The organism is Pseudomonas frederiksbergensis (assembly GCF_001952935.1).
GTDB lineage: Bacteria > Pseudomonadota > Gammaproteobacteria > Pseudomonadales > Pseudomonadaceae > Aquipseudomonas > Aquipseudomonas frederiksbergensis.
On sequence record NZ_CP018319.1, the window covers coordinates 4,584,799 to 4,600,310 of the forward strand.

A 15,512-nucleotide genomic window follows, 5' to 3' on the forward strand; every position below is an offset into this window, starting at 1 on the left:
GATTTGAATCATGAGTACTGCATTTTCCATGGCACCACTGTTCCGTTCCTCGGTAGGTTTCGATCGTTTCAATGACCTGTTCGAAACCGCCCTGCGCAACGAGCCAGGCAGCACCTACCCACCCTACAACGTGGAAAAACACGGCGACGACCAATACCGCATCGTCGTAGCGGCCGCCGGCTTCCAGGAAGAAGACCTGGAGCTGCAAGTGGAAAAAGGTGTGCTGACCATCAGTGGCGGCAAACGTGACGCGACCGAAGACGTCACCTATCTGTACCAGGGCATCGCACAGCGTGCCTTCAAACTGTCCTTCCGTCTGGCGGACCATATCGAAATCAAGGCCGCCGGTCTGAGCAACGGTTTGTTGAGCATCGACCTGTTGCGGGTAATTCCGGAAGAGGCGAAAGCCAAACGCATCCCGATCAACGGGGCGCAAAAACCTGCGCTGCAGCACTGAGGCAGGGCAATGAAAAGGGCGCCATCGGCGCCCTTTTTTGTGCCCGTCACTTGAGCAGTTTCTGGAAGTCCTCCACAGGCAGCGGAGGGCTGTGCAAATACCCCTGATAGAAATGGCAGCCCAGCCCCTGCAAGAATTCCAGCTGCTCCGGCGTCTCGACCCCTTCGGCAATCACTTTCAATTCCAGGCTGCGGGCCATGGCAACGATGGCGCGGATGATCTCGGCGTCATTGGGGTCGGTGGTGGCGTCGCGGATGAACGATTGGTCGATTTTCAGGGTGTCGACCGGCAGACGCTTGAGGTAGGTCAGCGAGGAATAACCGGTGCCGAAATCGTCCATGGCGAAACTCACGCCGAGCTTTTTCAGGCTGCGCATTTTGTTGATGGTGTCTTCCAGGTTCTGGATCACGATGCCTTCGGTAATTTCCAGTTTCAGCAGCGAGCAGGGCAGGCCGTGGCTGACGAGGCTGTGTTCGATGCGTTCGACAAAGTCATTCTGGCGAAATTGCCGTGGGCTGATGTTGACGCACAGGCTGAAGTCCAGCGGATCGACCAGGCCGCTGGCAATCAGCTGTTTGAAGGCGCTGCAGGCCTCGTCGACGATCCAGGTACCCACTTCCAGAATCAGTCCGCTGTCTTCCAGCACCTTGATGAACTCGGTGGGCGATTGCTCGCCGAGTTCCGGATGGTTCCAGCGCACCAGGGCCTCGGCGCCGACGATGCGCTCGTTTCGGGCGTCGACCTGGGGTTGGTAATGCACGCGGAACTCGCCCCGGGAAAGGGCCAGGCGCAGGTCGGTTTCCATGCGCAAGCGTTCGCTCGCCGCCTTCTGCATGGTGTTGTGGTACATCTGCGCGGTGTTGCGGCCCGAATCCTTGGCCCGGTAGAGGGCAATGTCGGCGCGTTTGAGCAGGTCGGTCGGGGTTGAGCCGTGATCGGGAATCAGCGCGATGCCGATGCTTGGGGTTACTTGCAGGCGTTGTCCGTCGAGGAACATCGGCTCTGACAGCAGTTCACGCAAGGTGTCCGCCAGTTGCAGGACTTGTTCGCTGACCTCGTTGCGAGAGCCTTCGAGTCCGCTGAGCAGCACCACGAATTCGTCACCGCCCAAACGCGCGACGGTGTCTTCCATGCGCACGCTGGCTTCGAGGCGCGCGGTGATGATTTTCAGCACGGTATCGCCCACCGGATGACCGAGCGAATCATTGATGTGCTTGAAGTGATCAAGGTCGAGAAACATCAGGGCGCCGCGCAGGTTGTGGCGCTTGAGCAAGGCAATCTGCTGGCTCAGGCGATCCATCAGCAGGGCGCGGTTGGGCAGGTTGGTCAGCGGGTCGTGGTAGGCCAGGTGACGGATCTGCGCTTCGGCGTTTTTCAGCAGGCTGACGTCCCGCGCGGTCAGCAGCAGGCACGCGGTTTCGTTGAGGGTAATTGGTTCTATCGAGACTTCGACGGTCAGCAACTCGCCGCGTTTATTGCGCCCGAGCATTTCCTGATGAAGTACCCGGCCCTTGATCTGGAGTTCGGCGAGCAGCGCTGAACGTTGTTTTTCCTCGGCCCAGATGCCGACCTGGTACACCGTGCGGCCGACCACTTCATCGGCGCGGTAGCCGGTCAGGCGGCAAAAGCCATCGTTAACCTCCAGATAACGCCCGGTGTCGCGCTCGGTGATGGTGATGGCGTCGGGGCTGGAGTGGAAGGCCTTGGCGAACTTCTCTTCGCTGGCCTTGAGCGCGGCTTCCGAGCGTTGCTGCTGAGTGATATCGCGCAGGGTGGTAACAATGCACGGCTGGTCGCCGACGCTGATCTGGCGGCTGGAAATCACGCAGGTCAGGGCTTGCCCGTCTTTGTGCTGAACGAGGATCGCCACGTTGTTCAGGCCCTGTTCGCGGATGACCTGCTCGATGCGTCGCAGGCTTTGTGCCGAAGCGTCCCATAGACCGATTTCGTCGGCGCCGCGGCCAATCACGTCGGCGGCGCTCCAGCCGAAGGTCTGGGTGAAACTGGAATTGATCTCGATAAATTGGCCGGTGTCCTGACGGGTCACGCAAATCGGGTCCGGGCTGACCTGGAACAGGGTGGCGAACTTCTCTTCGGACGCCACCAGCAGTTGCTCCCGCTCCACCTGATCGGTGATGTCGAGCAGGGTGCCGGCCATGCGCAGCGGGGCCCCGTTTTCGTCGCGATAGAGCCGGGCGCGGCTTTCCAGGTAGCGTGAGCTGCCGTCCTGCAGTTGTACGCGGTAGGTCAGTTGATAATTGCCGGCCGGGCCTTCTCGCAGGCTGCGATAGGCATCGCGCATGGAGCCGCGCTCTTCGTCGGGTACGCCTTCGAAAAACTCGTCGAAGGATTCATGGAAAGGTATGGCTTCCAGCCCATGTAGCTGGGCGGCGCGCGCCGAGCCGTACAGCATGCCGCTGGGGATGTGCCAGTCCCAGGTACCCAGTTGCGCCGAATCCAGCGCCAGGTCGAGGCGCTCCTGGCTGTCTTTCAGGGCAAGCTCGGCGGCTTTGCGTTCGGTGGTGTCCAGAAACGTGCTCAGCAGATACGGCTGGCCTTCTAGCTCGACTTTTTGTGCGCTGAGGATGCCGTCGTGGATCTGGCCGTTGCTGGCACGAAATTGCACCTCCATGTTGATCAGTTCGCCCTTGGCCTTGGTGGCTTTGACCAGTTGCGTCCGTTGTTCCGGATGCACCCAGAGACCCAGTTCCAGGGTGGTACGACCAATAGCGTTCTGAACTGGCCAGCCAAACAGGCTTTCGAAATACTGGTTGGCTTCGCTGATCAGGCCGTCTTCCTGGCGAGTCAGCAGGACCATGTTCGGACACAGGTGGAACAGCGTGGCAAAGCGTTTTTCTGAGCTGGTCAACGCCTGTTCGCGCTGACGCTGGTGGGTGATTTCGCGGATGACGCCGATCATGCGTGGCCGGCCGTGTTTGTCCGGCAGCAGGCTGCCGTTGATCTCCAGCCAGTGCAGGCTGCCGTCGGGCCAGCGAATGCGGTGATGCATCGCCTGTTCCAGCGGGGCGCCGGCGATCACCGCGTCGAAGGCGCGAATGGTTTTCGCCCGATCCTCTGGCGGCAGCAAGTCGAGGTATTCCAGATCCGCCGGCAGCGGTTGCCGGGGATCGAAGCCGAACAGCGCCTGGGTCCCCCGCGACCAACTGATCTGCCCACGCTCGATGTCCCAATACCAGGCGCCCAGTCGTGCACCGTTGAGGGCGGCCAGCAATTGTGGGGCGCTCTCCCAACTCTGCTCGGACCGTTTTGGGTCAAGCGCCTGTATACGCGGCATCGGCGGAATACGGTCAACAGATTTCGGCATTGGCAAGCCTTGGCTGAGTGGGGGTCAGGTCAGTGACTCGAAGCTCTATAGACGTAGCACAGCTTAGCCGAGAGTCCCTGGCAGATCGATTTGTGCATCCAGCAAGGCCATGAAGGCTCGCGCCGCATTCGATAGTGTCCTTTCTGTGTGCAGGATATAGCCTAGCTGGCGAGTGAGTTGTATGCCTGGTAAAGGTATTCGCGCCACTTGATCGTCAAGCATAGTGCGAGGCAACACGCTCCAGGCCAGGCCGATCGAGACCATCATCTTGATGGTTTCCAGATAATTCGTGCTCATGGCAATGTTCGGCGTCAGGCCTTGAGCTTCGAACAGGCGCCGGACGATGTGGTGAGTAAAGGTGTTGCCGCCGGGGAAAACCGCCGGGTGCAGGGCAATGTCCGCCAGGCTGACCGGGCCGTGGCTGATCAGCGAGTGCTCCGGGGCGACCACGAAGTCCAGCGGGTCGTCCCACACCGGCGTGGCCTTGACCAGTGCGTGGGGCTCCGGCGCCAGGGTGATGACCGCCAGTTCGGCGCGGCCATGGAGGATTTCTTCGTAGGCCACTTCCGAATCAAGGAACTGAATATCCAGCGCCACTTGCGGGTAACGTCGGGTGAACTCCCTTAGCAAGGGGGGCAAACGGTGCAGGCCGATGTGGTGGCTGGTGGCCAGGGTCAGGCGGCCAGTCACTTCGCCGGTCAAGTTGGTCAGCGCGCGGCGGGTGTCGTCCAGCACATTCAGGATCTGATAGGCCCGCGGCAGCAAGGCGCGTCCGGCCTCAGTCAGGCTGACTTCACGGCCCAGGCGATCGAACAGGCGCACCTTCAATTGCTGCTCCAGCCCGGCAATGCGCTTGCTGATGGCCGGTTGCGTCAGGTGCAGCCGTTCACCAGCGCCGGAGAAACTACCGGTCTCGGCAATCGCGATAAAAGCATTGAGGTTGGCGAGGTCCATTGCAGTATTCCAATTGGTTATCCAAAGCATGAAAAATATGAATTTGAGTTATTTAATGTAACCCCCTAGGATCGACCTCACAAGCCAAGGGGTTATTGAACTGTTCAAAACCCAAGGCATAGAAATACGCTGATGAGGACCGTCTGATGGCCGGCAAAACGCTTTACGACAAGCTTTGGGATTCCCATGAAGTGAAACGGCGCGACGATGGGTCGTCGCTGATCTATATCGACCGCCACATCATCCATGAAGTGACTTCGCCCCAAGCTTTCGAAGGCCTGCGTCTGGCCGGGCGCAAGCCTTGGCGCGTCGACTCGATCATCGCGACCCCGGACCACAACGTACCGACCACCCCGGATCGCAAGGGCGGCATCGAAGCGATTACCGACCAGGTCTCGCGTTTGCAGGTTCAGACCCTCGATGACTACTGCGACGAATATGGCATCACCGAATTCAAGATGAATGACGTGCGTCAGGGCATCGTTCACGTGATCGGTCCGGAGCAGGGCGCCACCTTGCCGGGCATGACCGTGGTCTGCGGCGACTCGCACACCTCGACCCACGGCGCGTTTGGCGCATTGGCCCACGGCATTGGCACTTCCGAAGTCGAGCACGTGTTCGCCACGCAATGCCTGGTGGCCAAGAAGATGAAAAACATGCTGGTGTCGGTCGAAGGCAAATTGCCGTTCGGCGTGACCGCCAAGGACATCGTCCTCGCCGTCATCGGCAAGATCGGCACTGCCGGCGGTAACGGCCACGCCATCGAGTTCGCCGGCAGCGCTATTCGCGATTTGTCCGTCGAAGGCCGCATGACCATCTGCAACATGTCCATCGAAGCCGGCGCTCGTGTTGGCCTGGTGGCTGCCGACGAAAAAACCGTGGCTTACGTCAAGGGTCGTCCATTTGCCCCGAAAGGCGCGGAATGGGACATGGCGGTCGAAGCCTGGAAAGACCTGGTGTCCGACGCCGATGCCGTGTTCGACACCGTCGTCGAGCTCGACGCTACTCAGATCAAGCCGCAAGTCAGCTGGGGTACTTCGCCCGAGATGGTCCTGGCGGTTGATCAGAACGTGCCGGACCCGGCGAAGGAAATGGACCTGGTCAAGCGCGGCTCCATCGAGCGCGCCTTGAAATACATGGGTTTGAGCGCCAATCAGGCGATCACCGACATTCAACTGGACCGCGTGTTCATTGGTTCCTGCACCAACTCGCGGATCGAAGACTTGCGCGCTGCGGCGGTGATCGCCAAGGGCCGTAAAGTCGCTTCGACCATCAAGCAAGCCATCGTGGTGCCGGGCTCGGGCCTGGTGAAGGCGCAAGCCGAGGCCGAAGGCCTGGACAAGATTTTCCTCGAAGCCGGTTTCGAGTGGCGTGAACCGGGTTGCTCGATGTGCCTGGCGATGAACCCGGACCGCTTGGAGTCGGGCGAGCATTGCGCCTCGACCTCCAACCGCAACTTCGAAGGGCGTCAGGGCGCCGGTGGCCGTACGCACCTGGTCAGCCCGGCCATGGCCGCGGCGGCTGCCGTCCACGGTCGTTTCATCGACGTTCGCGAACTGATCTGAGGAACCGCACATGAGAGCTTTTACCCAACACACCGGTTTGGTCGCGCCATTGGACCGTGCCAACGTCGACACCGACCAGATCATTCCGAAGCAGTTCTTGAAGTCGATCAAGCGCACCGGTTTTGGTCCGAACCTGTTCGACGAATGGCGCTACCTGGACGTGGGCTATGCCTACCAGGACAACTCCAAGCGTCCGCTGAACAAGGACTTCGTGCTCAACGCCGAGCGTTATCAAGGCGCCAGCGTGCTGCTGGCCCGCGAAAACTTCGGTTGCGGCTCCAGCCGTGAACACGCGCCGTGGGCGCTGGAAGAGTACGGTTTTCGCAGCATCATTGCGCCAAGCTACGCCGACATCTTCTACAACAACAGCTTCAAGAACGGCTTGTTGCCGATCATTTTGACCGACGCTGAAGTGGATGAGTTGTTCCAGCAAGTCGAGGCCAATCCGGGTTACGAGTTGACGGTCGACCTGCAAGCCCAGACCGTGACCCGTCCGGATGGCAAGGTCTACAAATTCGAATTGGACGAATTCCGTAAACACTGCCTGGTGAATGGCCTCGACGATATCGGTCTGACATTGATGGATCACGAAGCGATTGCGGCGTTTGAAGCCAAACACCGTGCGAGCCAGCCGTGGTTGTTTCGCGACGTTTGATTCTCGGTAGGTAGTGCCGGCCTCATCGTCGGAACGCCGCCCGGAGCAGGCTCGCTCCCACAGTGGATTTGCGGCGTACACAAAACCCCTGTGGGAGCGAGCCTGCTCGCGATAACGGCAGCCCAGACAACACAAATATCAGGACATTACGATGACCAGCACCGCCCACAGCCAAGTCGTACAAAAGCAATTCGGCGAACAAGCCTCGGCCTACCTGAGCAGCGCCGTACATGCTCAAGGCACCGAATTTGCGTTGCTACAGGCTGAACTGGCAGGGCAGGGCGATGCCCGAGTGCTGGACCTGGGCTGCGGCGCCGGTCACGTGAGTTTTCACGTGGCGTCGCTGGTCAAGGAAGTGGTGGCCTACGATTTGTCGCAGCAGATGCTCGACGTGGTGGCCGGTGCTGCCGTCGATCGCGGCCTGACCAACGTGTCCACCGTGCTGGGCGCCGCCGAGCACTTGCCATTCGCCGATGGCGAATTCGATTTCGTCTTCAGCCGTTATTCGGCGCACCATTGGAGCGATCTCGGCCTGGCCCTGCGAGAGGTTCGCCGGGTGCTGAAGCCGGGCGGCGTGGCGGCGTTCATCGACGTGTTGTCACCGGGCAGTCCGCTGTTCGACACTTACCTGCAAAGCGTCGAAGTGCTGCGCGACACCAGCCATGTGCGCGATTATTCCGCCGGCGAGTGGTTGCGGCAGGTCAGTGAAGCGGGGTTGCATACCCGCAGCACCACCCGTCAACGGTTGCGTCTGGAGTACACCTCCTGGGTCGAGCGCATGCGCACCCCAGAAGTGATGCGCGCGGCAATCCTCGAGCTGCAGCAATCGATGGGCAATGAAGTACGCGAATATTTCGAGATCGAGGCCGATGGCTCGTTCAGTACCGATGTGTTGGTACTGATGGCTGAAAGATAAGCGTCAAACCAATTTTTCCGGGTGTGCCCCAGGGCGCACCGACTGATGACATGAGGAAAGCATGAGCAAGCAGATTCTGATTCTCCCAGGTGACGGTATTGGCCCGGAAATCATGGCCGAAGCGGTCAAGGTGCTGGAGCTGGCGAACGACAAGTACAGCCTGGGCTTCGAGCTGAGCCATGACGTGATCGGTGGCGCTGCCATCGACAAACACGGCGTGCCGCTGGCTGACGAAACCCTGGACCGTGCACGCGCAGCTGACGCTGTACTGCTGGGCGCCGTGGGCGGCCCGAAATGGGACACCATCGAGCGTGACATTCGCCCTGAGCGCGGCCTGCTGAAAATTCGTGCGCAACTGGGCCTGTTCGGCAACCTGCGTCCGGCGATCCTGTACCCGCAACTGGCCGAGGCTTCGAGCCTGAAGCCTGAAATCGTGGCTGGCCTGGATATCCTGATCGTCCGTGAACTGACCGGCGGCATCTACTTCGGCGCGCCACGTGGCGTTCGCACCCTGGAAAACGGCGAGCGTCAGGCTTACGACACCCTGCCGTACAGCGAAAGCGAAATCCGCCGTATCGCCCGTGTCGGTTTCGACATGGCCATGGTTCGTAACAAGAAACTGTGTTCGGTAGACAAGGCCAACGTGTTAGCGTCCAGTCAACTGTGGCGTGAAATCGTCGAGCAAGTGGCCAAGGATTACCCGGAAGTCGAACTCAGCCACATGTACGTCGACAACGCCGCCATGCAGCTGGTGCGCGCACCAAAGCAGTTCGACGTGATCGTCACCGACAACCTGTTCGGCGACATTCTTTCCGACCAGGCGTCGATGCTCACCGGTTCCATCGGCATGCTGCCCTCGGCGTCCCTGGATACCAACAACAAAGGCATGTATGAGCCGTGCCACGGTTCGGCACCGGACATCGCTGGCAAAGGCATCGCCAACCCGCTGGCGACCATTTTGTCGGTGTCGATGATGCTGCGTTACAGCTTCAATCTGCAGGATGCGGCCGATGCCATCGAGCAGGCCGTCAGTCTGGTATTGGACCAGGGCCTGCGTACGGGCGACATCTGGTCGGCCGGTTGCACTAAAGTCGGTACGCAGGAAATGGGCGACGCAGTAGTCGCCGCGCTGCGGAATCTGTAATCTCTTTGGCCCGCTGCAACTTTCAACCATGAAGGCAGCGGCCCACTTTTGAAGAAGGTGTAGTTGCGATGAAACGTGTAGGTCTGATCGGTTGGCGCGGTATGGTCGGTTCCGTGCTCATGCAGCGGATGCTGGAAGAGCAGGATTTCGATCTTATCGAGCCGGTGTTTTTCACCACTTCCAATGTCGGTGGCCAAGGCCCGTCCGTGGGTAAGGATATTGCTCCGCTCAAGGACGCTTACAGCATTGAAGAGCTGAAAACCCTCGACGTGATTCTGACCTGCCAGGGTGGCGACTACACCAGTGAAGTGTTCCCGAAGCTGCGCGAAGCCGGCTGGCAGGGTTACTGGATCGACGCCGCTTCCAGCCTGCGCATGCAGGATGACGCGGTAATCGTGCTGGACCCGGTTAACCGCAAGGTCATCGACCAGCAGCTCGACGCGGGCACCAAGAACTACATCGGCGGCAACTGCACCGTCAGCCTGATGCTGATGGGCCTGGGTGGCCTGTTCGAGGCGGGTCTGGTCGAGTGGATGAGCGCCATGACTTATCAGGCCGCCTCCGGTGGCGGCGCGCAGCACATGCGTGAACTGATCAAGCAAATGGGTGTGACCCACGCCGCTGTCGCCGATCAACTGGCCGACCCGGCCAGCGCGATCCTCGACATCGACCGCCGTGTTGCCGAAGCCATGCGCAGCGACGCGTACCCGACCGAGAACTTCGGCGTACCGCTGGCCGGCAGCCTGATCCCGTGGATCGACAAGGAACTGCCGAACGGTCAGAGCCGCGAAGAGTGGAAGGCCCAGGCCGAGACCAACAAGATCCTCGGTCGCTTCAAGAGCCCGATCCCGGTGGACGGCATCTGCGTGCGTATCGGCGCCATGCGCTGCCACAGCCAGGCGCTGACCATCAAGCTGAACAAAGATGTGCCGATCGCTGACATCGAAGGGTTGATCAGCCAGCACAACCCTTGGGTCAAACTGGTGCCGAACAACCGCGAAATCAGCATGCAGGAGCTGAGCCCTACAAAGGTCACCGGTACCCTGAACGTGCCGGTTGGCCGTCTGCGCAAGCTGAACATGGGCACGCAGTACGTCGGCGCGTTCACCGTCGGCGACCAACTGCTGTGGGGCGCGGCCGAACCGCTGCGTCGCATGCTGCGGATCCTGCTTGAGCGTTGATCGGTTGAAGTCATAAAAGAACCCGTGCCTTGAAAGAGGCGCGGGTTTTTTGTTCCTGCCGATCGTTCCCACGCAGAGCGTGGGAACGATCGGGGTGGGTGTGAATTGCCTGCATGCCAACCACCCGGTAAAGTGCCGCTCCCCCCGTTTCGCCAGAGGTAGAACCATGAGCCAGTCCTTTGATATTGCCGTGATCGGCGCCACCGGTACTGTCGGCGAAACGCTCGTGCAGATTCTCGAAGAGCGCGACTTCCCGGTCGGCAATCTGCACCTGCTCGCCAGCAGCGAATCCGCCGGGCATTCGGTGCCGTTTCGCGGCAAGAACGTGCGGGTGCGGGAGGTCGATGAGTTCGACTTCAGCAAAGTCCAGCTGGTGTTCTTCGCTGCCGGCCCGGCGGTAACCCTGAGTTTCGCCTCGCGTGCCACCGCCGCCGGTTGTTCGTTGATCGACTTGTCCGGCGCCTTGCCGGCTGATCAGGCGCCACAAGTCGTGCCTGAAGCCAACGCGCAGGTGCTGGCCGGTTTGAAAAAGCCGTTCCAGGTCAGCAGTCCAAGCCCTTCGGCCACCACATTGGCGGTCGTGTTGGCGCCGTTGCTCGGTTTGCTCGATCTGCAACGGATCAATTTGACCGCCAGCCTGGCCGTCTCCGCCCAGGGCCGCGAAGCCGTCACCGAGCTGGCGCGGCAAACAGCCGAGCTGCTGAATGTGCGTCCGCTGGAGCCGACCTTCTTTGATCGGCAGATGGCCTTCAACCTGCTGGCGCAAGTGGGCAAGCCTGATGAACAGGGTCACACGCTGCTGGAAAAACGCCTGGTACGCGAGCTGCGTCAGGTCATGGCGCTGCCTTTATTAAAGATTTCCGTGACTTGCATTCAAGCCCCGGTGTTTTTTGGCGATAGCTTTAACGTGACCTTGCAGTCATCGAGCGACATCGACCTGGCAAAAGTCAACGCTGCCCTGGAAGACGCGCCCGGTATCGAGCTGGTGGAAGCCGGTGATTACCCGACGCCGGTAGGCGATGCGGTAGGGCAGGACGTGGTTTACGTTGGTCGGGTTCGCCACGGGATCGACGACCTGTCGGAACTTAATTTGTGGCTGACGTCAGATAACGTACGCAAAGGCGCAGCGCTCAATGCTGTGCAGGTGGCTGAATTGTTGATAAAAGGCCTGCTGTAAAAGATACTTGGCAACAATTTGTCGAATGAATCCAGTCGGGCGCTATGCTTGGCTGGACTGCTGAAGGCGGGCTCCCTGCGGGGTTTTGCGTGGCATGAATGAAATGATCGCGCGCGATGACTCTTCGCCGCCGCGCGCAATGCCTTACGGCAGCGACTATAAACACCTTCTCGCTGGCCGAGGAATGTTCAAACAAAGGATGAGGCTATGGTTCAAGTTCGCAAACTGGTGTTAGCAATAGCGGCCGCCTCGGCGCTGTCCTCCGGTATGGCGCATGCCCTCGGGCTCGGGGAATTGACCCTGAAGTCGACGCTGAACCAACCCCTGGTGGCAGAAATCGAGTTGCTCGACGTCAAGGAACTCACCGCTGCCGAAGTGGTGCCGAGCCTGGCTTCGCCCGAAGATTTCGCCAAGGCCGGCGTTGATCGCCAGGCCTTTCTCAATGACCTGACCTTTACCCCGGTGCTCAATGCCAGCGGTAAAAGCATCTTGCGTGTGACATCCAGCAAGCCACTCTCCGAACCCATGGTGAAATTCCTGGTTCAGGTGATGTGGCCCAACGGTCGCCTGCTGCGCGATTACAGCGTGCTGCTCGATCCGTCCAAGTTCTCGCCGCAAACCGCTGATGCGGCTGCGCAACCTGCTCCGACGCAAACCGTCACCGCTCCGGTGACCGGTGGCACCAAACCCTCCCAATACACCACCGCGCCGCGCGATACCCTGTGGGAAATCGCCGAGAAGACGGGCAATGGCGGCTCGGTCCAGCAAACCATGCTGGCCATCCAGGCGTTGAATCCGGATGCCTTTATCGACGGCAACATCAACCGGTTGAAAGCCGGTCAGGTGCTGCGTCTGCCGGATCAGGCACAGAGCACCAGCCTGCCGCAACCGAAAGCCATTGCCGAAGTCTCCGCGCAGAACACTGCGTGGCGACAGGGGCGTCGCTACGTGGCGAAGCCCGGGACCGGACAGCAGCAGCTCGATGCCACCAAACGCGCTCGCGGTGAAGGCCCTTCGTCGCAAACAGCGACAGACAAGCTGAGCCTGGTCTCTGCCGAGTCCGGCAAGGCCGGTGGCAAAGGCGCTGCGGGTGATGCCAAGAATTTGAGCAACAAGCTGGCCGTGACCCAGGAAAGCCTCGACACGACCCGTCGTGACAACGCCGAGCTGAAAAGCCGCATGACCGATCTGCAAAGTCAGCTGGACAAGCTGCAACGCCTGATCGAGCTGAAAAACAATCAACTGGCCAAGTTGCAGGCTGAAGGCGCGGCGGGTGCGCCGGCACCCGATGCGACCGCTCCGGCAATGTCAGCCGAACTCGCAGCCAATCCTGATGCAGCGCCTGCACCTGCGCCAGAAGCGGCTGCTCCCCAGGACGCTGCGCCTCCAGCCGAGAAGCCTGTCGAGCCAACGCCGGCAGCCTCTGACGATCAGCAATTCAAGGAGCTGCTGACCAATCCGTGGCTGCTGGGTCTGGCAGGGGGCGCCGCCGTGGTGGCGCTGTTCCTGCTGCTGTTGCTGGCGCGTCGCCGCAAAGCCCAGCAAGAAGCCGAAAAGCATTTGCGCATGGCCCGTGATTTGGCCGAGGAGCAGGCGTTCTCCGCTGAACTCGACCTGCCAAAAGGCATCTTTGATGACCTGGAAGTGCCGCCGCCGAGCGTGAAGCTCGCTACCGCGCCAACCCCAACGCCACCGCCTGCACCAGCCCCTGCGCCCGCGCCGGTGTTTGCTCCGGTTGTGGTGACGCCGCCGATCGCTGCGCCATTGGTTTCGCCTGCTGGCGAGCGCAATGACGATGTATTGAGCAAGGCGCAGTCGCACATCACTGCCGGTCGTCTGAATCAGGCGGCCGCCTTGCTGGAAGACGGAATCAAGCAAGAGCCTCAACGCAGCGACTTGCGCCTCAAGCTGATGGAAGTCTACGGTCAGCAAGGTGACCGCGATGCATTCGTTGCCCAGGAACGCCAACTGGTGGCCAATGGCGACAACTTTGCTCAGGTCGAAAAACTCAAGAGCCGCTTCCCGGCCATGGCCGTTGCGGCAGCCGGTGGTATCGCAGCCGCTGCGATCGCTGCCGAACTGGACGCGCAATACGTCAAGGATCTACTGCTGGACGAGCCAGAAGCGCCGGCGCCGGCAGTGCCCGATGACTTCGACAATGCCTTCGATTTGAGTCTGGATGATCTGGAAACTGCCTCGGCGGCAGGGGTTGCATCAGAGCCAGAACCAGAACCGGAACTCGATGATCTCGACAGTGCTTTCGATTTGAGCCTGGATGATCTGGAAACTGCCTCGCCGGCAGTGGTTGCACCCGAGCCAGCACCCGAACCAGCACCAGAAAAACCTGAACCTGAGCTCGATGATCTCGACAGTGCCTTCGATTTGAGCCTGGATGATCTGGAAACTGCCTCGCCGGCAGTGGTTGTACCAGCACCAGTGGCTGCAGCAGATCTGGACGAATTCCCGCTGGACGACGACCTGAGCTTCGAGTCGGTGTTGCAGCAGCAGACCGACATCAAGGAAAACCTCGATGACCTGTCGGACTTCGACCTGGATATGGATCTTGGTGGGGATGCCTCGCCGGCGACCCTGGCCGAAGACGACTTCCTGTTGAGCCTGGATGACGGCGTCAAGGACCTGGACTTGCCTGTCGCTGAAGCGCCGGCTGTTCCTGCGGCTGCGCTGGACGATCTGGAGCTGCCAGCCGATTTCGACCTGTCGCTGGCTGACGAAATGGATGCGCCAGACGCTCCGGACGCGTTTGCAGCCGAACTGGAAGACGTCAACGCCGAGCTCGATCGCCTGTCCCAGAGTCTTGGCGAGCCGAGTTTCACCGCGGAAGACGCCATGGCCTCCGCCGCTGACGAGCCGGAATTCGATTTCCTTTCCGGCACCGACGAAGTGGCGACCAAGCTCGATCTGGCCCAGGCCTACATCGACATGGGCGACGCCGACGGCGCCCGGGACATCCTCAATGAAGTGGTGACTGAGGGGGATGCAGGTCAGAAGAGCGAAGCCAACGAAATGCTTTCGCGTCTGGCTTGATTGATCGGTAAGGCGTAAACAAAACGGCAGCCCATTGAGGCTGCCGTTTTTGTTTCAGTCCACGACAGCTCGTTCCCACGCTCTGCGTGGGAGCGATCAACCCCGACACGTCAGGCCACAAAAAACATACGCCTCTGGCGTCCCTGCCTGACAGCCTTATAATGCCCGCCTTTGCGTATATCAGCAGGCTGTCACTCCTTGGCAAATATAGATAATCCGGCCGCCGAACTGGCGGCCGAGGGCTTTTTCCGGATCGCGTTGGGCGTTGAATACAAAGGCTCGCGCTATCGCGGCTGGCAGCGCCAGGCCTCCGGCGTACTCACCGTGCAGGAGACGCTCGAAAAGGCCTTGTCCAAAGTCGCCGACTCACCGGTGTCACTGCTCTGCGCCGGGCGTACGGATGCCGGCGTGCATGCGTGCGGTCAGGTGGTGCATTTCGATACTCAGGTCGAGCGTTCGATGAAAGCCTGGGTCATGGGCGCCAATATCAATTTGCCTCACGACGTCAGTGTCAGCTGGGCCAAGGTCATGCCGGCGCATTTCCATGCGCGGTTCAAGGCCATTGCCCGACGCTATCGCTACGTGATCTACAACGATCAGATCCGTCCTGCGCACCTGAACGAAGAAATTACCTGGAATCACCGTCCGCTGGACGTCGAGCGCATGGCCGAGGCGGCGCAGTACCTGGTTGGCACCCACGATTTCAGCGCTTTCCGTGCCGGCCAGTGTCAGGCCAAGTCGCCGATCAAGGAGCTGCATCACCTGCGCGTCACGCGCCACGGCAAGATGATCGTGCTGGACATCCGCGCCAGCGCCTTCCTGCACCACATGGTGCGCAACATTGCTGGCGTGCTGATGACGATCGGTGCCGGCGAGCGCCCGGTAGAGTGGATGAAAGAAGTGCTGGAGAGTCGTATTCGTCGTTCCGGTGGGGTGACGGCGCACCCGTACGGCCTGTACCTGGTGCAGGTCGAGTACCGCGACGAGTTCCAATTGCCCGAGCGTTACATCGGGCCGCACTTCCTGACCGGTTTCTCGGAACTTGACGGCTGACGCCCTCGAACGCTTTTGTTACCATCCGGGACTTTCTCGG

General features: G+C 60.5%; 11 protein-coding genes. 9 read left to right on the forward strand and 2 right to left on the reverse strand.

Translation table 11 applies throughout. From position 1 onward, the window contains the following. Positions 1–10 precede the first annotated feature (10 nt). Positions 11–457: an Hsp20 family protein gene (locus tag PFAS1_RS21320; protein WP_076030418.1), complete on the forward strand. Its 447-nt coding sequence runs from the start codon at positions 11–13 to the stop codon at positions 455–457. A gap of 46 nt (positions 458–503) precedes the next feature. Here PFAS1_RS21320 and PFAS1_RS21325 read toward each other — a convergent pair whose 3' ends face one another. Further along, positions 504–3,782, reverse strand: a complete 3,279-nt coding sequence (locus PFAS1_RS21325) for an EAL domain-containing protein (RefSeq protein ID WP_076030419.1) — start codon at positions 3,780–3,782, stop codon at positions 504–506. 63 nt (positions 3,783–3,845) lie between these two features. Beyond that, positions 3,846–4,736 carry a LysR family transcriptional regulator gene (locus tag PFAS1_RS21330; RefSeq protein WP_008151271.1) on the reverse strand — a complete coding sequence of 297 codons (891 nt, stop codon included), beginning with the start codon at positions 4,734–4,736 and terminating at the stop codon, positions 3,846–3,848. A gap of 146 nt (positions 4,737–4,882) precedes the next feature. Between PFAS1_RS21330 and leuC the strand changes: the two genes are divergently transcribed. The 8 genes from leuC to truA all read left to right on the forward strand — a co-directional run bounded on the left by leuC (position 4,883) and on the right by truA (position 15,472). Continuing rightward, positions 4,883–6,301 carry a 3-isopropylmalate dehydratase large subunit gene (gene leuC, locus PFAS1_RS21335; RefSeq protein WP_008151269.1) on the forward strand — a complete coding sequence of 473 codons (1,419 nt, stop codon included), beginning with the start codon at positions 4,883–4,885 and terminating at the stop codon, positions 6,299–6,301. Positions 6,302–6,311: 10 nt separating this feature from the next. After that, on the forward strand, positions 6,312–6,956 hold the full coding sequence (gene leuD, locus PFAS1_RS21340) for a 3-isopropylmalate dehydratase small subunit (protein ID WP_074875228.1): 645 nt from the start codon (positions 6,312–6,314) through the stop codon (positions 6,954–6,956). Positions 6,957–7,107: 151 nt separating this feature from the next. Beyond that, positions 7,108–7,872 carry a class I SAM-dependent methyltransferase gene (locus PFAS1_RS21345; RefSeq protein WP_074875230.1) on the forward strand — a complete coding sequence of 255 codons (765 nt, stop codon included), beginning with the start codon at positions 7,108–7,110 and terminating at the stop codon, positions 7,870–7,872. A gap of 61 nt (positions 7,873–7,933) precedes the next feature. Next, on the forward strand, positions 7,934–9,016 hold the full coding sequence (gene leuB / locus PFAS1_RS21350; RefSeq protein WP_074875232.1) for a 3-isopropylmalate dehydrogenase: 1,083 nt from the start codon (positions 7,934–7,936) through the stop codon (positions 9,014–9,016). Positions 9,017–9,084: 68 nt separating this feature from the next. After that, complete coding sequence (gene asd / locus PFAS1_RS21355) at positions 9,085–10,197, forward strand: aspartate-semialdehyde dehydrogenase (protein ID WP_074875234.1); 1,113 nt, start codon at positions 9,085–9,087, stop codon at positions 10,195–10,197. Positions 10,198–10,363: 166 nt separating this feature from the next. Further along, a complete protein-coding gene (locus PFAS1_RS21360) occupies positions 10,364–11,374 on the forward strand; it encodes an aspartate-semialdehyde dehydrogenase (RefSeq protein WP_074875236.1) in 1,011 nt (336 codons plus the stop codon). Between the two features lie 207 nt (positions 11,375–11,581). Beyond that, positions 11,582–14,419, forward strand: coding sequence for a FimV/HubP family polar landmark protein (locus PFAS1_RS21365; RefSeq protein WP_076030420.1), 2,838 nt, complete (start codon positions 11,582–11,584; stop codon positions 14,417–14,419). A gap of 198 nt (positions 14,420–14,617) precedes the next feature. Next, positions 14,618–15,472 (forward strand): tRNA pseudouridine(38-40) synthase TruA, encoded by an 855-nt coding sequence (gene truA / locus PFAS1_RS21370; protein WP_111450533.1) that lies wholly within the window; start codon positions 14,618–14,620, stop codon positions 15,470–15,472. Positions 15,473–15,512 lie beyond the last annotated feature (40 nt).